At 70.5% G+C, this 20,788-nt stretch carries 22 protein-coding genes and 1 pseudogene; 8 read left to right on the top strand and 15 right to left on the bottom strand.

Features of this window, described 5'->3' with window-relative positions; translation table 11 throughout:
* Positions 1-15: 15 nt before the first annotated feature.
* Positions 16-780, top strand: a complete 765-nt coding sequence (locus JHN63_RS03405) for an SDR family NAD(P)-dependent oxidoreductase (protein ID WP_200677150.1) — start codon at positions 16-18, stop codon at positions 778-780.
* Between the two features lie 46 nt (positions 781-826).
* Complete coding sequence (locus JHN63_RS03400) at positions 827-1,588, top strand: SDR family oxidoreductase (protein WP_307781802.1); 762 nt, start codon at positions 827-829, stop codon at positions 1,586-1,588.
* A 27-nt stretch (positions 1,589-1,615) separates the two neighbouring features.
* Here JHN63_RS03400 and JHN63_RS03395 read toward each other — a convergent pair whose 3' ends face one another.
* A complete protein-coding gene (locus JHN63_RS03395; protein WP_200677149.1) occupies positions 1,616-1,810 on the bottom strand; it encodes a hypothetical protein in 195 nt (64 codons plus the stop codon).
* A gap of 128 nt (positions 1,811-1,938) precedes the next feature.
* On the opposite strand from JHN63_RS03395, the gene JHN63_RS03390 reads away from it, so the two are divergent.
* Complete coding sequence (locus tag JHN63_RS03390) at positions 1,939-2,580, top strand: PASTA domain-containing protein (RefSeq protein ID WP_307781801.1); 642 nt, start codon at positions 1,939-1,941, stop codon at positions 2,578-2,580.
* A gap of 35 nt (positions 2,581-2,615) precedes the next feature.
* Here the strand turns inward: JHN63_RS03390 and JHN63_RS03385 are convergent, their stop codons facing one another.
* Positions 2,616-3,284, bottom strand: coding sequence for a TetR/AcrR family transcriptional regulator (locus JHN63_RS03385; protein WP_200677148.1), 669 nt, complete (start codon positions 3,282-3,284; stop codon positions 2,616-2,618).
* Positions 3,285-3,386: 102 nt separating this feature from the next.
* On the opposite strand from JHN63_RS03385, the gene JHN63_RS03380 reads away from it, so the two are divergent.
* On the top strand, positions 3,387-3,806 hold the full coding sequence (locus JHN63_RS03380; RefSeq protein WP_200677147.1) for a nitroreductase/quinone reductase family protein: 420 nt from the start codon (positions 3,387-3,389) through the stop codon (positions 3,804-3,806).
* A gap of 117 nt (positions 3,807-3,923) precedes the next feature.
* Here the strand turns inward: JHN63_RS03380 and JHN63_RS03375 are convergent, their stop codons facing one another.
* From JHN63_RS03375 to mftA, 9 genes are all read right to left on the bottom strand, one after another.
* Positions 3,924-4,667: a hypothetical protein gene (locus JHN63_RS03375; RefSeq protein WP_200677146.1), complete on the bottom strand. Its 744-nt coding sequence runs from the start codon at positions 4,665-4,667 to the stop codon at positions 3,924-3,926.
* Positions 4,668-4,763: 96 nt separating this feature from the next.
* Positions 4,764-5,282, bottom strand: coding sequence for a flavin reductase family protein (locus JHN63_RS03370; protein ID WP_200677145.1), 519 nt, complete (start codon positions 5,280-5,282; stop codon positions 4,764-4,766).
* Between the two features lie 36 nt (positions 5,283-5,318).
* Positions 5,319-6,500, bottom strand: coding sequence for a hydroxylase (locus JHN63_RS03365; protein ID WP_200677144.1), 1,182 nt, complete (start codon positions 6,498-6,500; stop codon positions 5,319-5,321).
* 121 nt (positions 6,501-6,621) lie between these two features.
* Positions 6,622-8,016 (bottom strand): mycofactocin biosynthesis glycosyltransferase MftF, encoded by a 1,395-nt coding sequence (gene mftF / locus JHN63_RS03360; protein ID WP_200677143.1) that lies wholly within the window; start codon positions 8,014-8,016, stop codon positions 6,622-6,624.
* On the bottom strand, positions 8,013-8,765 hold the full coding sequence (gene mftE, locus JHN63_RS03355) for a mycofactocin biosynthesis peptidyl-dipeptidase MftE (RefSeq protein ID WP_200677142.1): 753 nt from the start codon (positions 8,763-8,765) through the stop codon (positions 8,013-8,015). Before mftE ends, mftF begins: the two co-directional genes overlap by 4 nt.
* A gap of 2 nt (positions 8,766-8,767) precedes the next feature.
* On the bottom strand, positions 8,768-9,958 hold the full coding sequence (mftD, locus tag JHN63_RS03350) for a pre-mycofactocin synthase MftD (protein WP_200677141.1): 1,191 nt from the start codon (positions 9,956-9,958) through the stop codon (positions 8,768-8,770).
* A gap of 23 nt (positions 9,959-9,981) precedes the next feature.
* Positions 9,982-11,190: a mycofactocin radical SAM maturase gene (gene mftC / locus JHN63_RS03345; RefSeq protein ID WP_200677140.1), complete on the bottom strand. Its 1,209-nt coding sequence runs from the start codon at positions 11,188-11,190 to the stop codon at positions 9,982-9,984.
* Complete coding sequence (mftB, locus tag JHN63_RS03340; RefSeq protein ID WP_200677139.1) at positions 11,187-11,462, bottom strand: mycofactocin biosynthesis chaperone MftB; 276 nt, start codon at positions 11,460-11,462, stop codon at positions 11,187-11,189. The genes mftC and mftB overlap by 4 nt, the downstream gene beginning before the upstream one ends.
* 10 nt (positions 11,463-11,472) lie before the next feature.
* The gene (gene mftA / locus JHN63_RS03335) at positions 11,473-11,610 is read right to left on the bottom strand and encodes a mycofactocin precursor MftA (protein ID WP_200677138.1); all 138 of its coding nucleotides are present in this window, start codon (positions 11,608-11,610) and stop codon (positions 11,473-11,475) included.
* Between the two features lie 135 nt (positions 11,611-11,745).
* On the opposite strand from mftA, the gene mftG reads away from it, so the two are divergent.
* A complete protein-coding gene (gene mftG, locus JHN63_RS03330; protein WP_200677137.1) occupies positions 11,746-13,293 on the top strand; it encodes a mycofactocin system GMC family oxidoreductase MftG in 1,548 nt (515 codons plus the stop codon).
* A gap of 6 nt (positions 13,294-13,299) precedes the next feature.
* On the opposite strand, the gene mftR is transcribed toward mftG, so the two are convergent.
* Genes mftR through JHN63_RS03310 form a run of 4 tightly spaced genes read right to left on the bottom strand, consistent with a single transcriptional unit; the run spans position 13,300 to position 16,301 of the window.
* The gene (mftR, locus tag JHN63_RS03325) at positions 13,300-13,932 is read right to left on the bottom strand and encodes a mycofactocin system transcriptional regulator (protein ID WP_307781800.1); all 633 of its coding nucleotides are present in this window, start codon (positions 13,930-13,932) and stop codon (positions 13,300-13,302) included.
* Between the two features lie 8 nt (positions 13,933-13,940).
* Entirely contained in the window at positions 13,941-15,323 is a 1,383-nt protein-coding gene (locus tag JHN63_RS03320; RefSeq protein WP_200677136.1) for a hypothetical protein, read from the bottom strand.
* 44 nt (positions 15,324-15,367) lie between these two features.
* Positions 15,368-15,841 (bottom strand): hypothetical protein, encoded by a 474-nt coding sequence (locus JHN63_RS03315; protein WP_234476071.1) that lies wholly within the window; start codon positions 15,839-15,841, stop codon positions 15,368-15,370.
* A 37-nt stretch (positions 15,842-15,878) separates the two neighbouring features.
* A complete protein-coding gene (locus tag JHN63_RS03310; protein WP_200677135.1) occupies positions 15,879-16,301 on the bottom strand; it encodes a hypothetical protein in 423 nt (140 codons plus the stop codon).
* A 127-nt stretch (positions 16,302-16,428) separates the two neighbouring features.
* On the opposite strand from JHN63_RS03310, the gene JHN63_RS03305 reads away from it, so the two are divergent.
* From JHN63_RS03305 to JHN63_RS03295, 3 genes and pseudogenes are all read left to right on the top strand, one after another.
* Entirely contained in the window at positions 16,429-17,820 is a 1,392-nt protein-coding gene (locus JHN63_RS03305) for a hypothetical protein (protein WP_200677134.1), read from the top strand.
* Entirely contained in the window at positions 17,820-19,067 is a 1,248-nt protein-coding gene (locus JHN63_RS03300; protein WP_200677133.1) for a hypothetical protein, read from the top strand. The genes JHN63_RS03305 and JHN63_RS03300 overlap by 1 nt, the downstream gene beginning before the upstream one ends.
* Positions 19,068-19,070: 3 nt before the next feature.
* Positions 19,071-20,788, top strand: a pseudogene (locus JHN63_RS03295) (hypothetical protein); the annotation flags it as partial.

Genomic DNA, 20,788 nt, shown 5'->3' with positions numbered 1-20,788 from the left:
AAAGGGAATCGACCTATGGAGATCAAGGGCAAGAAGGCCGTGGTGTTCGGCGGCGCCTCCGGAATGGGCCGGGCCGGTGCCGAGTTGCTCGCGGCGCGCGGTGCCGACGTCGTCGTACTCGATCGTCCTTCGTCGGCCGGTGCGGAGGTCGCCGCGGCGCTGGGCGGGCGGTTCGAGCCGGTGGACGTGACGGACTTCGAGGCGACGGAGAGTGCGCTGGCCGCGGCCGTCGAGTCGCTCGGCGGGCTGCATGTCTCGATCACAACTGCCGGTGGCGGTACGGCGAAACGGACGCTCGGCCGCAGCGGACCGCACGACCTCGACACCTTCCGGCGCGTCCTCGACCTCAACGCCGTCGCGACCTTCAACATCAGCCGGCTCGCCGCCGCGCACATGAGCCGCAACGAGCCCGAGGACCCCGACGGGGAACGCGGTGTCATCATCAACACGTCGTCGATCGCCGCCTTCGAGGGGCAGATCGGCCAGGTCGCCTACGGCGCCGCCAAGGCCGCCATCGCCGGGATGTGCCTCACCATGGCGCGCGATCTGGGCTCGCTCGGCATCCGCGTCATGGCCATCGCGCCCAGCCTGTTCGACACGGGAGCCGTCGAGAAGATCCCGGACGAGGCACGGGCGGTGCTGGTCAAGGACGCGGCGTTCCCCAGACGACTCGGCCGCCCCGAGGAGTACGCGAAGCTCGCGCTCGCCATCGTCGACAACCCGATGCTGAACGGCCAGTGCCTGCGGCTCGACGCGGGACAGCGGTTCGGTCCCAAGTGACCGGAACCGTAAGCCTGTTGGAGCCAGAACGACGACGGGAGCATCCGTGATACCGGAGCACGACGAGCACCAGGGCAAGGTCGCTTTCATCACCGGGGGCGGACGCGGGTTCGGCAAGGCCTTCGGCGCCGCGCTGTCGGCGCGGGGCGCGCATGTCGTGCTCGCGGACATCGACGGGGACGCGGCGCGGGCCGCAGCAGCCGAACTCACCGCCGCGGGCGGCAGCGTGACAGGGGTGACCTGTGACGTCGCCGACGAGACCGCGGTCGAGACCGTCATCGACGAGGTCGCCGAACGCCACGGTGGCCTCGACATCCTGGTCAACAACGCGGGCCTGCACGCCTCTTACAACCGACCGTTCACCGAACTCGGTCTCGCCAACGTGCGGCGCGTGCTCGACGTGAACGTCATGGGCGTCGTCATCTGCTCCCTCGCGGCCCAGCCGGCCATGCGGGGGCGCGCCGGTGCCACCATCGTCAACATCTCCTCGTCGGCGGCCTACGCGAACCGCAGCATCTACGGCGTCTCCAAACTCGCCGTGCGTGGGCTGACCGTGTCCTTCGCGCGCGAGTTCGCCGTTGACGGTATCCGTGTCAACGCGATCGCCCCGGGGCTGATCTTCACGGACACCGTCCGCGCGGAGCTGTCCGAGGCCGAGGCGAAGCGGGTGTTGGGCGAGCAGATCCTTCAACGGGAGGGCGAGGAAGGGGACATCGTCGAGGCGCTGCTGTATCTGGTGTCGTCGAAGGCGTCGTTCGTCACGGGTGAGACCTTGCGGGTGACGGGCGGGTTCGCGCTCTCCGTGTAGCGGCTTGGACGACGACACCGGCCGGCATCAGGGTTGGGTCGGACGCTCCGCCGCGGGGAACATGCCCGGTCCAAAACCGCGGAACTCGGAGCTCGGGGGCAGGAGTTCGGCCCCGTCCGGCTGGGTGCGCATGCCGTCCAGCAGCAGTCGTAGGTAGCGCCGCCACAGGTCGGGCACTCCGGCCTGGTCGGTGATGGCCGCGTCGACTTCCTGGGGCAGCACCTCAAGTAGGCGCGTTCTGCGGCGAATTGGGCCCGGCTTCCGGACTCTGTCACGGTTCGTCACTCAACGTGCGGACAGGTGGCAACATCTGACACAGTGTCCCTTCATCCACACATCAGGGGCGTACCGTGTCCAACTCCGTATTTACGCCACCGAAGAGGAAGCGCGACTGGAGGCTCCTCGGCGCGGTCGCCGCGGGCGTCCTCGTCATCGGCGGCAGTGCGTCCGCCTGCCGCGCCGACACCACCACCGGCGGCGGTGGAAGTACGACGACCACGACCGGCGGCAAGGCCAGAACCGTCCCCGCATTCGTGGGCATGGGCCTCCAGTCCGCCCAGGACGCGGCCCAGAAGCAGGGTTTCCACAGCCTCACCTCCCACGACTCACTCGGCCGCGAACGCCATCAGATCCTCGACCGGGACTGGAAGGTCTGCTCCCAGAGCGTGAAGGCCGGCACCACCACGTCCACGAACACCCGACTCGACTTCGGCGCGGTGAAACTCGACGAGACCTGCCCGGCGAAGGACCATTCCGCACCCGCACAAGTGGCGGCAAAAATGCCGGACTTCAAGGGAAAGTCGGTGAACACGGCGCGCGACGCACTCGCCTCCAGTACGTCGATCACGGTCAAGGACGCATCCGGGAAAGGCCGTTACGTACTGGTCGAGTCGAACTGGCAGGTGTGCTCGCAGAAGCCACCGGCCGGGACGAAGCTGAGCGGACAGCCGGTGGAGTTCTCCGTGGTGAAGTTCGGGGAGTCCTGCCCGTAGCGGCACCCGCCAACTCTCGTCCGCTCACCCGCCGTTCAGGCCTCCTCGTCGCGCCCGGCGGACCGTACGCCATAGTCGGCGAGGCCGTGGGCGAGGAGGGCAAAGGCCTGCTCGCCGTACACACGGACGTCTGCGGCGAGCCGGTCGGGCGACTCGTCGGACAGGACGCGTCGCCGTACGAGGTCGACGAGTGCGCGATGGACGCCCATCAGGGCGTTCGCGGCCACGTACGCGGTGACGCCGGCGGGTTCGGGCGGACCGTCCGTCTCGGCGGCGAGTCGTTCGGCGAGGGCGGTGGTGGTGTCGGCGATGGCCTGTTGTTCGCGGGCTCGTAGCGCGGCACTGTCGGCGATCATGCGGTGGACGGTCCGCAGTCGTACGAGTGCGTCGTCGTCCCCGGTCTCGACCTGGGCCAGGAGGCCTGATGTCCGGGTCAGGAACGTCCGCACGGTGTCCAGGACCGGCGTACCGGTCGGCCGGGAGTCGACGGCCGCGACCAGCCGCTCCCCGAAGGCTTCGAGGCGGCTGTAGAGCAGGTCCTCTTTCCGGGGGAAGTAGTTGAAGACCGTGGCCTCGGAGACGCGTGCCTCGCGGGCGATCTCGGCGACCCGCACGGCGTCGAACCCCCGGTCGGTGAACAGCCGCCAGGCGGTGTCCGCGATCAGTGTCCGCGTCTGCTCCTTCTTCAGCTCGCGCAGGCCCATCGGCACATCCGTCCGGTTTTCGGGGAGACAAGGAGACTAGGGTGACCCTATATTTAGGGTCACCCTAGACAATACTCCACCCACATCTCCGAGGAGGCCCCGATGAGCGCCCCCTACCTGCCCCCGCCGTGGGGCGCACGGGTCATCGGCAACCGGATGGCCAAGCTCTTCGCACGGTCGGTGCTGAGCACGCTGAGCGTCCGTGGTCGTACGAGTGGGCGCTGGCGGAGTGTGCCGGTGGCCGTCCTGGATCACGAAGGCGAGCGCTATCTCATCGCGCCGCGCGGCAACACCGAGTGGTCCCGCAATCTGCGCGCCGCGAAGAGCGGACGACTCCAACGCGGACGCCGGACCGAGGAGTTCGAGGCGGTCGAGGTGCCGGCCGACGAGCGTCCACCGCTGATCCGGGTCTACCTCGAACAGTTCGGCCGCTTCCCCACGGTCGCGGAGACCTTCCGCCAACTTCCCGATCCCGGGGACCATCCCACGTTCCGCGTCGTCGGCTCTCGGGAATCGGGGTGATGGTGGGCGGCCAGTTCTCCAGCGTTGGCAGGCGAGTTCACCGGCGGTGCGGTTGCGTCGGACCGGCTGCGGTTTCCTGAACCCCGCCTCCGAAGATCACGATCCACAGCCGGAATGCTAGGTGCTCGCCAGTTCCGCAGGTTCCACGGCCGTCGCCGCGGCCTCCTCCTCCTCTGATTTCACGGCGCGCAACAGCACGATCGGCGTGGCGATCTTCCAGATGAAATACACCACCGTGGGAAGGACGTTCGCGAGGAGTCCGTTCCAGGCGAACGGTCCGGTCTTGGTGAGGAAGACAAAGGCGCCCGGGATGAGCAGAACTCCGAGGACCAGGTTGAGATATCCGAACCAGCGCGGGAACACCGGCTTGGCGCGGTCGTCGACGAGTGCCGCGTAGCCGATCGACCAGACCTGGAGGACGAATATGCAGGCGTTGCCGACCAGCATGAGCCAGTAGATGTCCGACATCGCGTAGAGCACGTCGGGCGAATGGCTCTCCGGTCGATAGGCCGCGGCGGCGAGTATCGCGATCGGGAAGAAGAAGCCGATCGGTGCGACGACACCGGTGAGGAGCTGGATCATGGACAGCAGGCCCCACCCGCCCTCGATACGGCGCATCTGCATGCTGGTGACGACCACGAAGGGGTACTCGAACGGTACGACGAGGACCATGATCGCGGCGCACGCGAGGATGCCCGTCTGATGGTCGGTGAGGAATTCGACGACGCCCTGGGCGTTCTCCGTCGGATCCATCGGCGTGATGAGATGGCCGACGGAGAAAGCGACGGCGAATCCCAGCAGCAGTACGAATCCGCACCAGGCAGAGATGCGTTCCAGTCTGAAGTGCAGGTCTTGTCGCATCAGCGGATCTCCTTTGATCTCGCGATCCAGCGGCTCATGGTGTTCTTTGCTCGCTTACCAGGTGCTCTTTGCTCTCTCGCCGGGTGTTCTCTGCTCTCACCAGCCGACGAGGCTGTCCAGCAGCAGGTTCGTGCTCGACAGATAGTCGCCGTAACCGCCGCGGAAGAAGAGCAAGGGGGTCTTCATCGACTCGACGCGGAGCGTGCGGACCCGTCCGACGACCAGTTGGTGGTCGCCGAGTTCGACGATTTTCTCCACGGCGCAGTCGACCCACGCGACGACTCCGTCCAGGACGGGATTGCCCAGCGGGGATTCCTTCCAGTCGGCGCCCTCGAAGCGGTTCGGGCCGCCGGCCATCTGCCGGGAGAGGCGTTCCTGGTTGCCCGCGAGCGCGTTGGCGCAGAAACGACCGGCCGTCCGGATCGTCCGCAGGGTGTTGGAGGAACCGTCCACGAGGAAGGACACCAGGGGCGGTTCCAGGGAGACGGACATGAACGTTCCGACGATCATTCCCCGGGGTTGCCGGTCGGTGTCCGTCGTGGTGATGGCGACCACGCTCGTGGGGAAGTGCCCCAGCACCTCACGGAAGTGGCGCCCCTCGATGGCGTCCGTCACGGCCCCTCCTTGTTCTCGCACGTTCTCGACGGTCCGTCAGATCAGGACGCGCATCGCCTCGGGCAGCTCAAGTCCCATCTGGGCAAGGGCGTTGGCGTGATACGCGGACCCGGGGACATGGATCATGTGCTGAAGTCCCACGTGCGCGTCCCGCCAGAACCGCTGCATCGGGTTGTCACGCCGGATCGCGTTGCCGCCGGACCGTACGAAGATCTCGTCCAGCGCGGAGACGGCACGCCAGGCGCAACGGACCTGGTTGCGGCGGACGTCGGACCGGTCCTCGATGCTGACCGGCTTCCCGGCCTCGACCTGGTCGTACAACCGGCTGATGCCGTCGATCAGTTGGACGCGGGAGGCGGCGATCTCCGCCGCGGCCTCCCCGGCCGCGTACAACACATAGGGGTCGTCGCGTACTTGGACCCCGGTCACGGCGACCCGGTCGCGCTGCTGGGAGAGGTGCAGGGCGAGCGCGCCCTCGCAGATGCCGATGACGGCGGCGGTGATGCCGAGGGGGAACATGGAGCTGAAGGGCAACTTGTAGAGGGTGTCGGTGAGTCCGACCGCCTCGGCGGCGCTGCCCTCCTGGACCGTCTCCTGCTTGATGGTGCGATAGGCGGGGATGAACGCCTTGTCGACGACGACGTCCTTGCTCCCGGTGCCCGCCAGGCCGACGACGTCCCACGTGCCGTCGATGATCTCGTAGTCGGAGCGCGGCAGCACGACGTGGAGTACGGAGATCGGGCCGGCCGGCCTGCCCTTGCCGTCGCCGACGAGCGCGCCGAGGAAGTCCCAGTCGCAGTGGTCGCTGCCGGAGGAGAAGGGCCAGCGTCCGCTGAGGACGTATCCGCCCTCCACCGGGTCGGCGATGCCGTTGGGCATGTACGGCGAGGCGATCCAGCTGTCCGGGTTCTCGTCCCACACCTCGTGCGCGAGCCGGGGGTCCAACTGGGCCAGTTCCCAAGGGTGTACGCCGACGACACCGCTCACCCACCCGGCGGCCCCGTCGTGCCGTGCGACGGCCATCACCGCTTCCGCGAAGTCCCGGGGGTGGGCGCTGTAGCCGCCGAACTCCTTGGGCTGGAGGAGCCGGATCACGCCTGCCGAACGGAGCAGTTCGACGGTGCGGTCGCTCAACTTGCCGAGTTTCTCGTTCTCCTCGGCGAGCGCGGCAAGTTCGGGCCCGAGATCCTCGACACGGTTGACCACTTCGTGCGTCACGCCGCACACCTCCTGCTGCCTGATATCGCGCAAGTGCCGCACACACGCGGCGGGATGATCCCAGTGTCATTTCCTGGCCCGGGCGTCTGCCGACCGATTTCCGCTGACCGGGACTCAGGGATCAGCGGGAGACACGAGGTCGCAGCGCCGCGCTGGAGCGGCCCTTGAGGGCGGACAGCCAGACACCGGCCCCGTAGGCGAGGTCGTCGAGGCGGCGCGCGACGCCGTAGCGCACCGGGTCGAGTTGGGCCCGGTCGCGCCGGTACTCAAGGGCGATGTCGGCCAGCGCGGCCAGTGCTGCGGCCCTGCGTACCCGGCGGGACGCCACACAGCCGACGACCGTGAGGGGCCACCAGTGCCGGTTGAACAGGGCCGAGGTCTGGGCCACGGCCGCGACCGCCCCGTTGGCCGTGAGCCGTGCGGCGAGCCGGTGCGGCTGCCCGGTGCCGTCGAGTTTGCGGCCGATCCTGAGGGTGACGCCCACGAGGACGGCCCCGGCGACGGGCACCGACCAACGCCGTTGGGCGAGCAGGGCGGTGACGAACGCGGCGCTCCAGGGGGCGAACACGACCGGGGCGATGAAGCGAGGGTGGCGTTCGGCGAGGGGCTGCGCGCCGGTGCCGTAGACCGCCTTGCGGAGCAGCCAGTCGCCGGTCCGCGCGCGGTGTTCGTGGGCTGCCTCGGCGGCCGGTTCGTAGCGCACGCGTCGGCCCTGTTCGATCAGGCGCCAGCACAGGTCGACGTCCTCGCCGACCCGCATCCGCTCGTCGAAGCCGTCCTTCAGCGCGTCCACCCGTGCCACGACGCAGGCCGTGGAGGCCCAGGAGACGGGACTGCCGGGGCGGACTCCGGCCGGGTGCGCGCCCAGGTCGAGCGAGGAGCGGGCGTTCTCGTAGCGTTCGATCCAGGTCGGGGCGGCGGAGGGCAGCCCGACGATGCGGGGTACGGCCATGGCGACGGCGGGGTCGGCGAAGTGCCGGAGGAGGGTGGGCACGGTGTCGGGGGGCAGCACGATGTCGGAGTCGGCGAACACGACGAAAGGCGTGGTGACGAGCCGAAGTCCGACGTTGCGGGCGGCGGCCGGGCCCACGTTCGTCGTCAACGGGACCAGCGTGGCGCCGTGTTCGGCCGCTACGGCGGCTACGGCGGCTACGGCCCTCGGGTGTCGCGACGCGTCGTCGACCACGATCACGGGGTACGTCTCTCCAACACTGCCGAGCAGCCTGGCCAGTTGACGCGGGCGGTCGCGGACCGGCACGACGACCGTGCAGCGGGGGTCGGCGGGCAGCGGCAGCGAGGCTACGACGGGATTGGCCATGCCGAGGTCGAGGAGCCGGTCCGCGAGCAGCGCGCTCGCCGCGTCCCGCACCCGCAACGTCCGCCCGCTGAGCAGCCGTTGGGCCCGCGGAGTCAACCGGATCAGCCGGGTCGGGAAGCCACCGACGAGGGCCCGGCCACCGTCCACGACCCGGGTGTGCCGGTCGAGTTGGACGAGGAAGCCGACGGGGAGCGTCATGGCCGTACGACCTGGTGGGGCGACTCCCCCGGGACCGGTTCGGCGAGGCGGCCCCGCGCGTCCACGGTCCAGGCGGTGATCCGGCGGACGGCTGCCGAGACCATCGTGTCCATCGCCCGATGGCCCTCCGCCGCCGAGGCGCCGGTCGGGTCGCCGAGGACGCCTGAGGGTGAGACCGCGCGGACCCCGTGAGCCACAAGGTCCGGGAGGAGGACGGCCAGCGGTCGGGTGTCGCCGATGACCGCCGCCTCCAAGTGCACGTGATCCGGGGCGAGATGGAGCATCACCGAGGTCTCGGTACGACCGGCGTGCGCGTCGCCTCCGGGAACGGCGCAGCCGGTCCAGGCCACGTCGTGGCCTTCGGTGCGCAACAGTCGCAGGGCGGTGTCGAGGGTGGCGGTGTTGCCGCCGTGGCCGTTGACGAGGACGATCCGCCCGGCCCACAGCGACAGCGAGCGTACGGCCTCCACCAGTACCGCGCGCAGCGCTTCGTGGCCGATCGAGACGGTACCGGGGAAACCCGCGTGCTCGCCGCTGGCGCCGTAGCGGAGCGTCGGCGCAACCAACGCGCCGGGCACGGCAGTTGCCGCTCGCCTTGCGACGGACTCGGCGATGACGCTGTCCGTGTCGAACGGCAGATGCGGGCCGTGCTGTTCGGTGGACCCGATCGGCAGCAGTACCAGCGCGTCGGACGGCACCAACGGCCAGGCGGTGTGGGCGAGTTCGGTCGCCGGGTCGTCTCGCACCATGCTCAGGATGCCGGGGCGTCGCGGCCCAGGACGAGGGGGAAGCCCGGCGGGATGACCAGGTCGTCCGGCGTCAACTCGTGGACGGAGGAGTGCCCGAGGCCCAGGACCGCCGAGTCGAGGCCGCCGCGCAGGATGTCCAGGACGTTCTCCACGCCGGCCTGTCCGTTGGCCGCCAGGCCCCACAGGTAGGCACGGCCGATCAGCACGGCGCGGGCGCCCAGGGCGAGGGCCTTGGCCACGTCGCCGCCCCGCCGCACACCGCCGTCGAGGAGGACTTCGATCTGTGCACCGACCGCCTCCGCTATCGCGGGGAGTACGCGGATGGTCGCGGGGGTGGTGTCGAGGTTGTTGCCGCCGTGGTTGGAGACGGACAGGGCGGACACTCCGGCGTCGACGGCCCGCTTGGCGTCGTCGACGCGGGTGACTCCCTTGAGCAGGAAGGGCCCTCCCCACTCCTTGCGCAGCCACGTCACGTCCTCCCACGTCGGAGGTGTGGTCTGCATCCACTCGCCGTAGGCGCCGAAGAAGGTGGGGGATTCGCCGCCCGGGGGCCGCAGGTTGGGGACCGAAAGGTCGGGCAGGCGACGGGACTTGGCGAACCGGAGCAGCCAGCCGGGGTGGGGCAGCACGTCGGGCGCGAACTTCAGCATGGTCTTCAGGTCGAGCTTGTCGGGGATGGACGGACTCCCCCAGTCCCGGCCGTGGGAGAAGGACCAGTCGAGGGTGACGATGAGCGCCTTGGCGCCGGCCGCCCTGGCCCGGTCCATGCGCTGCACCATCGTGGCGCGGGTGCCGCTCCAGTAGAGCTGGTAGAAGAGGTTCGGCTGGGCGGCGGCGACTTCCTCAACGGGCTTGCTGGCGAAGGAACTCAGCCCCATCACGACATCCCTGTTCGCCGCCGCCCGCGCCACGGCGACCTCGCCCTCGGGGTCCACGGCCTGCACACCGGTCGGCGAGATGAGCACCGGTAGGGATGTGGGTACTCCGAGCACGGTCGTGGACAGGTCGCGCTCCGCGTGGTGGCCAACGACCCTGGGCGCGAAGCCCAGTTGGGCGAACGCCGCCGTGTTGTCGTCGATCGTGCGGCCGCGCTCCGAGCCCGCGACGAGCGCGCCGTAGACCGTGCTCGGCAGCCGTCTCTTCGCTCGGCGCTGTGCTTCGGCGACCGTCTCGAACCAGGGGTTCCTGCCCATGACGTGTTCTCTTCCCTTGTGGTCTAGGTGAGGCGCAGGCCGGCCAGTGGATCCTCGGCGCAGTCGGTGACCGGGGGCCGTTCCAGGTCCCGGCGCCGGGTGAGGACGAGGTCCACGGGCCGTCGCCGGGAGTGGTCGGCGGACGGCTTGGGGAGGTCTCCAACACCCTTGTCACGTTGGGCCAGTTGCTGTTCGCCGTAGCCCTGCACGCACTCGGGGTCGGGGCCGTCCAACGGCAGTCCGGTGAAGAACTTGGCGGCCATGCAGCCGCCCTTGCAGGTGTCGTAGAAGGCGCAGGACGCGCAGGCTCCGCCGTGCTGCGGGGTGCGCAGCCGCGCGAACAGCTCCGAGCCGCGCCATACGTCGGTGAAGCCGCCGGGCGTGCGGACGTTGCCGGCGAGGAACTCCTCGTGGATGGCGAACGGGCAGGCGTAGACGTCGCCGACCGGGTCGATCAGGCAGACGACGCGTCCGGCGCCGCACAGGTTGAGGCCGGGGAGCGCCTCGCCGTAGGCGGAGAGGTGGAAGAAGGAGTCGCCGGTCAGCACGTGATCTCCGTGGGCCAACAGCCAGTCGTACAGCTCGCGTTGCTGGGCGGCGGTCGGGTGGAGGTCGTCCCAGACATCGGCGCCGCGCCCCGAGGGACGCAGTCGGGTCAGGCGGAGTTGGGCGCCGTAGCGGTCGGCGAGGGCCTTGAACTCGTCCAGTTGGGGGATGTTGTGACGGGTGCAGACCACGGAGATCTTGAAGTTGCGCATGCCGGCGGCCGCGAGGTTCTCCAGTGCCCGGAGCGCGGTCGCGTACGAACCGGCGCCGCGTACCGCGTCGTTGACGTCCGAGGTCGCACCGTCGAGGGAGATCTGGACGTCGACGTAGTCGTTGGCGGCGAGGCGGCGGGCGGCCTCGGGGGTGATGCGGACGCCGTTGGTGGAGAACTTCACGCCGACGTGGTGGGCGGTGGCGTAGTCGAGGAGTTCCCAGAAGTCGGCGCGGACGGTGGGCTCTCCGCCGCCGATGTTGACGTAGAAGACCTGCATGGCCTCCAACTCGTCGATGACCGCCTTGGCTTCGGCGGTGGACAGCTCGCGCGGGTCGCGGCGGCCGGAGCTGGAGAGGCAGTGGGTGCAGGCCAGGTTGCAGGCGTAGGTCAGCTCCCAGGTGAGGCAGATCGGGGCGTCGAGTCCGGATTCGAAGGTGTCGACCAGCCGGGTCGGTTCGGCGGTGGCGGTCATGGGGTCCTTCCGACGAGCATCGACGACTCGGCGAGTGCAGCCAACGCCCGCCTGTAGCGCGGGAGTTCGGCCTCCTGGACACCGGCCGCCAGACAGGCGGCGCGGGCCGTGGGGGCGTCCGCGAGGGACTCGACGACGGCGAGGAGTCGGCGGTCCTTGAGGAACGTCAGCCTGCGGGTGCCGAAGTGGTAGAGCAGCGCGCCGAACGGTTCGGGGCGTACCGAGACTTGGGGATGCAGGCCGAGGGCGCGGTCGAGGGTCGGCGCGGTCATGCGGGCGGGCCTAGTAGACACCGCACATGCCGTCGATGGAGATTTCCTCGATGAGGTCGTCGGCCTCGATCAACTGCTGTTCCGTGACGGGCTCTTCGGCCTGGTTCTCGTTGGCCGGGACGGTCGGTACGGACTGGAGTTCGTTCATGCGACTCTCCCTGAGCTTCCGGCTGGGCATCCGGGCGGCTGCGCGGTCGACAGTAATGGCACCCGGTGCCGAAAGTGAAGAGGGAGACGCCATGATTCTTTCGACCGATCGGTCTACGGCAGTGTCGAGGCCCGGTTGAGCCGCCCGGACGTCATCGTCGTGGGCGCGGGCGGCAGCGGCGCGCCACTGGCCGCGCGACTGAGCGAGGACCCCGACCGCAGTGTGCTGGTGCTGGAGGCGGGCCCGGTGCCGCGCCAACGCACGCATTTCACCAGGGAGTTGCTGGATGCGCGACTCGTCCCGGGTGCCCGGCCCGGGCATCCCGCCGTCCAGCCGTACGCGGTCCACCTCACACCGCAGCGGCCCTATACCGTCGTACGGGGGCGTGTTCTCGGCGGGTCGACGACCGTCAACGGCGGGTACTTCGTGCGGGCCCGGCGCGCGGACTTCGAGCGGTGGTCGGCCGTGGGAGGCGCTGCCTGGTCGTACGACCGGGTGCTTCCGCTGCTGCGCTCCCTGGAGACCGATCTCGACTACGGCGAGGACGAGTTGCACGGTTCCGGTGGGCCGATGCGCATCCGGCGCACGGGACTACGGCACCCCGCCGCCGTGGCTTTCCGGTCGGCGGCTGAGGAGTTGGGCTTCCCCGAGGAGCCCGACAAGAACGCGCAGGGCGCGCCCGGGTTCGGGCCCGTGCCGTCCAACTCGGTGGACGGGATACGCGTCAACACTGGTGTCGGCTATCTGCTGGAGGCGCTCGATCGCCCCAACCTCACGGTGGAGGGCGGGAGTTCGGTGCGGCGAGTCGTCGTCGAGCACGGGCGGGCGACCGGTGTCGTCGTGGAGCGGGACGGACGTCGTACGACGCTGGAGTGCGGCGAAGTCGTGCTGTGTGCCGGGGCGTTCGGTTCCGCCCATCTGCTGCATCTGTCGGGCATCGGACCGAGCGACGAACTGAAGCGCCTGGGCATTGCGGTGGTCGCCAACTCCCCCGCCGTTGGAGCCCGGTTCGGTGACCATCCGCAGGTGGTGCTGGAGTGGCGGCCACGGCGACCGCTGCCCGAGCCCGTCGACTCCTGGCTCGGCGGGTGTCTCCACCTGTCCTCGTCGGACGGCACTCACCAGGGCGGTGATCTGGAGATCCTCCACTCGCTCGTCCCCACGGCGGGCCTGGTCGGCGGAACGGTGAGCGTGCCCGGTGCTCCGCTCGCGTTCCTGGCGTCGGTGCAGTCACCTCGGCTCAGCGGCCGACTGCGTACGCGTTCCGCCGATCCCGCCACTCCCCCGAGTGTCGACTACGGCTATCTGGAGACCGGCGAGGATCGGCGACGGCTGCGCGAAGTCGTCCGCGCCACCGCCACGTTGGTTGCCACCGATGCTTTCGGGGAAGTGTCCCTCGGACTGGTGGAGCCGGGGCCGGACGTGCTGGCGGACGACCGGCAGCTCGATCGCTGGACAGCGGCACGGCTCGGTACCTCGCACCACACGTGCGGCACTGTTCCGATGGGACCAGTCGACGATCCGGGGGCGGCGGTCGACCAGTACGGGCGCGTGCACGGTGTCGTCGGGCTGCGGGTCGCGGACACCTCGATTCTGCCGACCGCGCCGTTGCGTGGTCCGGCGGCCACCGCCGTGCTCGTCGGCGAGCTTGTCGCCGACGCGATGCGCCGCGACCTGCCGTAACTCGCCTCAGGGAAGAGCTGGACCGTCGAAGCCGGCCGCGAGTTGGCGTAGGCCCAGGTCCAACAGGCCTCCGAGGCTTGCCTGTTCGTCCGTCAGCCAGTGTTCGTAGGCGGCGATGCACGCGGCCAGGACGGTGTGGCCGATCAGCCGGGGCACCAGCTCCGAGGCCGCCCGGCCGGTGCGCTGTGCGGCGAACTCCGTGACGAGGGTACGCCACGAGGCGTAGCGCACGGTCGAGTCGGCCTGCAAGGTCGGGACCCGCAGGATGAGCGCCATGCGCTGCCGGTGCCAGGGCACGGCCGCCGGGTCGAAGCGGTTGAACTCGACGACCGCTCCGCGCAGCGCGTCCATCATCGGGGCGGCGGGATCGGCCGCCGTCAACAGGCCGTCCAGCTTGACCAGTTCGGCTTCGAAGTCACCCCACACCAGGTCGTTCTTGGAGGCGAAGTAGCGGAAGAAGGTACGGCGGCCGATGCCTGCCGCGATGGCGATGTCGTCGACGGTCGTCCGGTCGAAGCCCTGCCGTGCGAACAGCTCGAAGCCCACGCGTTCGAGTGCGGCCCGCGAGGTCGCGGGCGGCCGGCCCGTCCTGGTCTGTCGCTGTCCTTGCTCACCGTTCGCATCGTTCTCACCGTCCACAGCGCACATCATGCACAGGTGCGGGGTTCGACGTGGCCGCGCACCAAGTGCTGCACCGCGCCCGCCACCGTGTGCGTCCGGCGCGTGCGGAGGTCCAGGACCGGTGTCGTGACCGAAATGCCGTGCGATGCGAGGAGGTTCATCAGGGCCCAGATGAGGTCGGGCTGTTCCGTCACCGGGAGTTCCTGGCCGTCCGGAGTGATGACCGTGGCCGCGGTGACGCCCGCGAGGAGGTTGCTTCGGGCCCAGTCGACGTCGTAGGAGCTGCCGTTGGGGCTGCCGACGAGGACGATCTCCTTGGTGCGGTGGAGGGCTGTCAGGTAGTTCATCGGGACCGTCAGGCGGCGGGCGGCGTCGAACGGGGGTGTGCCGTCGGCCGGTTGGATGCGCAGGACCGTGTCGAGGACGGGGCCGTGGTCCTGGAAGGTGGTTCTGGCGCGCATCTCCAGGAAGCGGCCGCGCACCAGGACTCCGCCTCGGCGCGACCATCGTCGGCCCACCGAGCCGAACGCCCCCTGTTCGCCGGGGAGTTGGTCCGCGAGTCGGCGAGCCTCCTCGCCCGGCTCGCTCACCGGTGCCTGGTCCTCGGGACGGTCGGCCAGGGCGGCGTAGCGTGCCGCCGTGTGCGGGTCCAGGTGCCGGAGGTCGATCGTGTCGCCGGTCAGGGCGATGCCTCCGACCTCGCGCGAGATCCGCAGCTGCTGGAGCTGGCGGTCAACTCGCCGGGTGACATCGGTCGTTCGGCCTTCGAGGTCGGTCACCCGCCAGGTTCTCGTGCCGGCCAGCAGGGCGCTGCTCGGCCACTGCGGGGTGATCCTTCGCTGTGCGCCGGGACGTTCCGGGCCCACGAGTACCGCCAGGCGACCCGCCGTGATCGCCGAGAGGCACAGGGACGGCACCCGGCACTCGCCCGTCACCTCGAACCCCTCGATCCCCTCGCCGTCGTGCACTCGCATCCTCAGCTTGATCAGCGGTGTGAACTCGTCGGGGGTGTAGTTGCCCCCGTGGGTGGTGAAGGTCGACTCGCCGTCGGGGCTGTAGTGGACGAGCGACGCCTCCAGTACGTCCGCGCGGACCAACTGCGCCTGCGGGTGGCCCTGTTGGGACGTCGGCGCCCACATCACGAAGGTGTCGTCCCGGTACGGATGGCTCGCCTTCTTCACGCGGTCCCTGCGCGTGATCCGGGGATAGGCCTGCCGCGTGGCGGTGATCGCCGTGACGGGGATCATGGCCGTACCGACGAGTCCGAAGGCGAACACGAGGGCCGGCCAGCCCCAGCCGGGATGGTCGGGCCAGGCGTAGTACCCGACGAGGACGAAGACCGGAGCCCCCGAGAGGCAGACCGCCGCGAACAGCAGATGGCCGATGAACACACCGGTGCGGCTGCGCATCGCTCTCTTCTCCCTTCATACGCTCATAACCGGACTTCGTGCGCTCACAGCCGGACACGGAACCGACCGCCGTCCGAGTCCACCTCGGCCGGGAGTGTGCGGCCCACCCGCAGGCCGGGATGGTGTCCGCGTCTCCAGGTCGCCTCGAACGTCCGCAGCCCCGGCCCGCTGACGCGCAGACCGACCTCGACACCGGATTCCTCCCCGTTCCAGTCGAAGTCGGTCAGGTCGGTGATCTCGGCGGTCGCCGGAACCCCGACGGCGTCGAGCCTCAGGTTCTGCCGTCTTTCGCTGACCGTGCCGGCCCCGAATCCCAGGCCCACGGGAACGAAGACCACCGTGAACACGATGCCGACGACCATCAGGTCCACGCCCCCGAAGAGGGCGAGTCCCAGCATGACCGGGCCGCACAGGCACACTGTCGCGGCGATGACGTACAGGACCGCGGCATCCCACGGGCCGACGTGATCGACCAGGGTCATCCGCACCGGATCGGGTCGGACCCCTTCGTCGGTCATGTCAGGGATTCGAGCACGTCGAGGTGTGGTGTCCCGGTCACGGGGTCACGCCGTCGCCCGCGTAGAGGTAGCCGCCGGGGTTCGCGGGGTCGGCCACCAGCAGGACCTGGTCGCCGGTGCGGGGGATCCGCAGCTTGGAGACGATGGTCCGCAGGGGGAACCGTTCGGTGCTCCCGGTGGGCTGGACGACCAGGTCGACGACCGGGTCGTGGTTGACCAGTTGGCCGGTGTCGGCGATCGACACGACGACGGCGGTCGTGGTCGGCGCTCCCGCGGCGAGCAACTGCTGTACTCCGAGGCCCGAGTTGTAGGCGCCCATCGACTGCTGGACCCTGGCGTAGTCCTCGTTGCCGAGGAAGGCGCGGGTCGCCCGGCCGTAGAAACCCTTCCCGCTGGCCACCTGGCCCGCTATCTCGGCGGCTTTCTCCTCGCGGCTCTTGCGACGCCCGAAGATTCCCATGTCGGCTTCTCCTTCTGGTCGGGTCGGATGCCCGTGTTTCCCGCTGTCCCTGTGGACGCTAGGTGGCTCCGGTCGCCTACCGATCCCAGGTTCGCCCGCCCGATCTCGGACGACGTACCCTCCTGACATGCCGCTTCCCACCCAGCCGACCGGCGAGCGCCGACCGCGCGCCCTGGTGATCGACGGTGCGTGGCGTGCGCTGGGGCCGGGGCTGGAATCGCTGAGCGGCCCCGGTGGCGCCCCGCTGACCCGGACGGTCAAGCTGATCGTGCTGCCGTTGATCGTCCGGCCGGGCCTAAGTCCCGACCTCGCGGTGGACTTCCTCGCCCCGGAGCCGGCCGCGCGGCTCGACGCGCTGATACGGGAGTCCGGTACGCGGTTGCTCGCGACGGCACAGTGGTTCACGCTGCTCAAGCGGACCCGTCGGGCGCTGGGTGTCGTGGCGGGAAATCCCCAGGATCTGTACTTCCAGCGGTGCTTCGAGCTGGCCGCCGAGCACGGCGAACCCGCCGCCGGTGCGGGCGCGTTGGCCAGGGCCGTCGTCGAGGACGTCGCGGACGCGGACGGCGGCCGTACGGTCGACGCGCTGAAGCGATATCTGGCAGATGCCACCCAACAGGCCCGGCTGGAGCGGGAGTTGATTGTCGGGTGGGAAGGGCGTCGGTCCGTTCCGGCCGTCGATACGGCCGCTGCGGTCGCGTTGGCGGGTGAGGTGCTGGAGGCCTGCGGCGGGGCCGAGGGGCCGAGGAGCTCACCGTCGTACACGGCCATGGTCGAGGGCGGACACGGCGGCCTGCTCGGCCGGGCCCTGTGGGCGCACGCGAGCGGGGTCTGGGGGCGGGACGGACTACCGGCCCATCTCGGCCTGACCGAGCGGCAGTTGCCGCCACGGCCGCACGTCGGCCGGGGTGCCTCGACGGCCACCCTGCCCGCGCCGCTGGACCGCACACTCTTCGAGCGGGTCTTCGTCGTGCTCCAGTCGTCGGCCCGCCGCGAGGAACTGCCCACGGTCCCGGAGCTCGTCGGGTGGGAGGTCGGCCGTAGTTGCGCCCCGCTCGGCCTGTACGACGAGAGTCTGCGCGTCGCTGTCGTCCTCGGCGGCCGACTCGCGGTCGGCCTCGACCCCTTGGGCATCGAGGAGCCCGCGCCGGGCCGCACCTCGGCGCACCGAGCCGTCAACAGCCGTTGGCGCAGGGAGGCTTCGGTCCTGCGCGCCCGCCGGATGACCGTCTCGCCGCGCCCCGATCCGGACGGCGGGGTGCTGGACGCCCTCGCGCAGGATCTCCGTACGCCCTGGACCGCCTACATGCGGCGGCTGTGGGTGCGGTTGCACGGGCGGGACGTCCGCGACGCGCCGCTCACGGATGCCGCGTCGGCCTGGGCGGTGCTCGACGGGGTCGCCCGCTCGGTGATGATGGACCACCGGGCCCGGGTGCGGTCGGCGCTGCGGACGCTGTCGACATCGGCAACCCCAACTGCCGTAGCCGAAGCAGGCGTTGCCGAGTCGAGGAGTGCGTGATGGCGCGGGCCTCCGTCGAAGTCCATGTCGTCCGTGACGACGACGGCACGATCCGGATCGCCGCCGGTCCTGGTGCCTCTTCTGACGTCACCCGAGCGGTTCTCGATGTCGCCGGAGCGGTGCTGGCCTGGCCGGTTCTCGCGGCGACCGGGCTGCCCACGGCGGAGATCCATGACGTGGGGCGGGCGCAGCAGTGGCTGTGGGCGGTCTACGGTGAACGCACCGCTGCTGCCGTGCAGGCCTGCGTGGCAGGCGAGTCGGCCGATGTGCGGGTTCCCTCGGATCCGACCGGCCTCGCGGGCGCCGCTGCCCTGCTCGGCTTCGGGCACTGGGCGGCGCGGTGGTGGCCGGCGTCCCATCTCGACGGGATACCGGCGCTCGAACCGGACGTCCTGGGGCTGGAGTTGGCCGCGCTCACGCACGAGTGCCAGCAGCTCTTCGACGACGAGGGTGATCAACCCGACGACTGCGTGGCCGAGTTGATCGAGGACCACCGGGCCGCTCTCGACCCGCTGATCCGCTGGTGGCAGGCCACACCGCCGTCGACGGAACCAGCACGTCGGCTGGAGCGTGTGCTGCGGTCGGTCGACGACGCGGCGGACGGCGCCGGGTTGGACGGTCGAGAGCTGCGCAGCCTTCGGTCGGCCCTGACCCGGCCCCGTGCGGACGGCACTCCGGTCGATCCCGCCGCGTTGTTCGCACGGCACGGCGACTACGCCCTGGCCGCAGGTGATCCGCTCGTCACCGGTGGCCGGGTGATCGCGCGGGGCGCGGGAACCAACGACTGGCGCCGCTACCCGCCCGGCTTCGTCGACGCCTCCGAGACCGCCGTGTCCTGGACCGCCCGCGCGCTCGGCGCGCGACGACGGATCGAGGTCGAGGTCGTCGCGCACAGCGCGGCGCCCGTCGCCGGTGCGCTGCTCGTCGCGGAGGTCGGGGTCGACGCCGGTCGCCCGAGTCGGGTGCCGCTCGCCCGGCGGGACGACGTGTGGAGCGGGCGGGCGGACCTGGAGCTGTCCACCGCCGGGGAGGGCCGGTCGCGGATCGAGATCGGGGTGCTGCTGCCCGGCTTCGATCCGGGGCCGGGTCCTGACGGGGGTGCCGACCGCGACGCGATCCGCGCGCTGGTCCGGCGACGGCTCGCGGCAGCGGCGCAGCCCGACGTCCCCAACTCTGCGCCGCACGAGGGGACTTCGGGGCCGTTTCTCGCCGAGATCGCCGCCGCCACCACCGATGAGGACTACTGACCGATGCCGAACGAGAACGGTGGGGTGGCGCAGCTCTACGGGGAGCCCTTCGACAGCGGACTGGCCCAGGCCGAGGAGTATCAGCTCGGTGCCGATCTCGACGCGTCGGTCGCCGTCTACGAGGAGTTGCTGGCTCTGGCCGAGTCCTTCGAGGACTCGCCGGATGTCCGGTTCCTGCGCGCGCATCTGCTGGCGAACATCGCGAGTGTGCGGCTCGTCGCCACCGATCCGGCGGGGGCGGAGGACGCCAACTCCCGGTCCCGCGCGCTGCTCGACGGCATCGCGGCGGAGCCGATGGGACCGCAGGGCCGGCAACTGTGGCTGGAGATGCTGCTGCGGACGCTGATCGCCGACGCCGACCTGCTGCGCAGGACCGGGCGGCTGGACGAGGCGCTGGCCCGGCTCGACGAGGCGGCCCTCCGGCTGCCGGAGTTCGACGACCCCGACGGGCTGCGCACCTCCGAACTCGGCCTGACCCGCGTGCACTTGCTGATGGAACGGGGCGAGTGGGGAGCCGCCGAGGAACAGGCGTCGGCGCTGCTGGCCACCACTCCGGAGACGGCGGTGGAGACCGTCCCCCGGCTGTTGGTCGCCCTGGGTCTGATCTGCTCCTCGACCGGGCGGTTCGAGGCGGCCGAGGACTTCTTCGCCCGTGCGGAGGACCACTTCCGGGCGTCGGGAGACACCGGTGAGCAGCGGGTGCTGCTCGCGCATCGGGCGTACGCCGCGCTGCACCGGGGTGAACTCGACCTGGCGGAGCGGTTGTTCGCCGAGGCGTCCGCGTTCTTCGAGGGGCAGCGGCGGTTCGGGGACCTCGCGGTCTGTGAGCAGGCGCGGGCCTTTCTCGCCGGCCGGCGCGGCGACACCATCGGCGCGGAGGAGCTGCTGGCGGCGAGCCTGGCCCGGTTCGAGCGGCTCGGCGCGTCGATCGCCGCCGCCGACACCATGCTGCTGGGCGCCCAACACGCCTATGAGCGGGGCGACATCGACGAGATGAAGCGGCTGGCCCAGGCCGCCCGGGACGTGTATCAGGAGCGCGAGGTGTACGAGCGGTGCGCGCAGGTCGACCTCATGCTCGCCCGCACCCTTGAGGACAACCTGAACCGGACGGACCACGGCGACCGCGAGTCGGAGTCGATCGGCAACGCGCTCTCCCTCGCCCTGCCCGCCGCGCTGGCCCTGGAGGCGGCACGCTACGACTTCGCGACCGCCCACGCGCGCAGCCAGTGGCTCGAACTGGCCGACGAGGCGATGCAGTTGGCGTTCCGTCTCGCGATCCGCCGACAGGACCAGGGCCTGCTCTTCGAGCTGGCGGAACACCGGTGCGCGGGTGCCTTGTTGGCGCTGGAACGTACGTCGCCCTCCGAGCCGGTCGAGGACCCCACGTCGGTGTTCCCGAGTGCGGCCATGAAGGTCATGGACGCGTACGACCGCGCCGAGGGCGCCATTGCGCTCGGCGGGGTCGCGGCGGAGGCCGCCGCCTCGGTCGGGCTGCGGGTCGCGCCGCCGCCGAAGGTGCGGATGTCGGCACAGTCGGGGCCGGGCCGCGTCGCGCTGCAGGAGTACATCGCGGCGGCCGAGTTCCGCTATCACCGGCGGATCGCGCACGAGGACGCGGTGCCGTTCTGGATCACCGTCGATCTGACGAACCGCCCCGTCGTCCAGGTCATGAACAGGTCGCCGGCATCGGCCAGTCGGACCTGGACGACGGGGCGGTTCGT

Source organism: Streptomyces sp. MBT65, assembly GCF_016612545.1.
In the GTDB taxonomy this organism is placed as follows: Bacteria; Actinomycetota; Actinomycetes; order Streptomycetales; family Streptomycetaceae; genus Streptomyces.
Note: the sequence above shows the minus strand (reverse complement) of the source record. Positions and strands in the feature narration are given on the sequence as shown.

Bases quoted from the DNA above. Each gene is read 5' to 3' on its own strand.
- JHN63_RS03300 (WP_200677133.1), top strand. From the start codon at position 17,820: ATGGCGCGGGCCTCCGTCGAAGTCCATGTCGTCCGTGACGACGACGGC.
- JHN63_RS03315 (WP_234476071.1), bottom strand. From the start codon at position 15,841: ATGACCGACGAAGGGGTCCGACCCGATCCGGTGCGGATGACCCTGGTC.
- JHN63_RS03305 (WP_200677134.1), top strand. From the start codon at position 16,429: ATGCCGCTTCCCACCCAGCCGACCGGCGAGCGCCGACCGCGCGCCCTG.
- JHN63_RS03320 (WP_200677136.1), bottom strand. From the start codon at position 15,323: ATGCGCAGCCGCACCGGTGTGTTCATCGGCCATCTGCTGTTCGCGGCG.
- mftC (WP_200677140.1), bottom strand. From the start codon at position 11,190: ATGACCGCCACCGCCGAACCGACCCGGCTGGTCGACACCTTCGAATCC.
- mftF (WP_200677143.1), bottom strand. From the start codon at position 8,016: ATGACGCTCCCCGTCGGCTTCCTCGTCCAACTCGACCGGCACACCCGG.
- mftA (WP_200677138.1), bottom strand. From the start codon at position 11,610: ATGAACGAACTCCAGTCCGTACCGACCGTCCCGGCCAACGAGAACCAG.
- JHN63_RS03310 (WP_200677135.1), bottom strand. From the start codon at position 16,301: ATGGGAATCTTCGGGCGTCGCAAGAGCCGCGAGGAGAAAGCCGCCGAG.
- JHN63_RS03375 (WP_200677146.1), bottom strand. From the start codon at position 4,667: ATGCGACAAGACCTGCACTTCAGACTGGAACGCATCTCTGCCTGGTGC.
- mftB (WP_200677139.1), bottom strand. From the start codon at position 11,462: ATGACCGCGCCGACCCTCGACCGCGCCCTCGGCCTGCATCCCCAAGTC.
- JHN63_RS03380 (WP_200677147.1), top strand. From the start codon at position 3,387: ATGAGCGCCCCCTACCTGCCCCCGCCGTGGGGCGCACGGGTCATCGGC.
- JHN63_RS03385 (WP_200677148.1), bottom strand. From the start codon at position 3,284: ATGGGCCTGCGCGAGCTGAAGAAGGAGCAGACGCGGACACTGATCGCG.
- JHN63_RS03405 (WP_200677150.1), top strand. From the start codon at position 16: ATGGAGATCAAGGGCAAGAAGGCCGTGGTGTTCGGCGGCGCCTCCGGA.
- mftE (WP_200677142.1), bottom strand. From the start codon at position 8,765: ATGGTGCGAGACGACCCGGCGACCGAACTCGCCCACACCGCCTGGCCG.
- mftD (WP_200677141.1), bottom strand. From the start codon at position 9,958: ATGGGCAGGAACCCCTGGTTCGAGACGGTCGCCGAAGCACAGCGCCGA.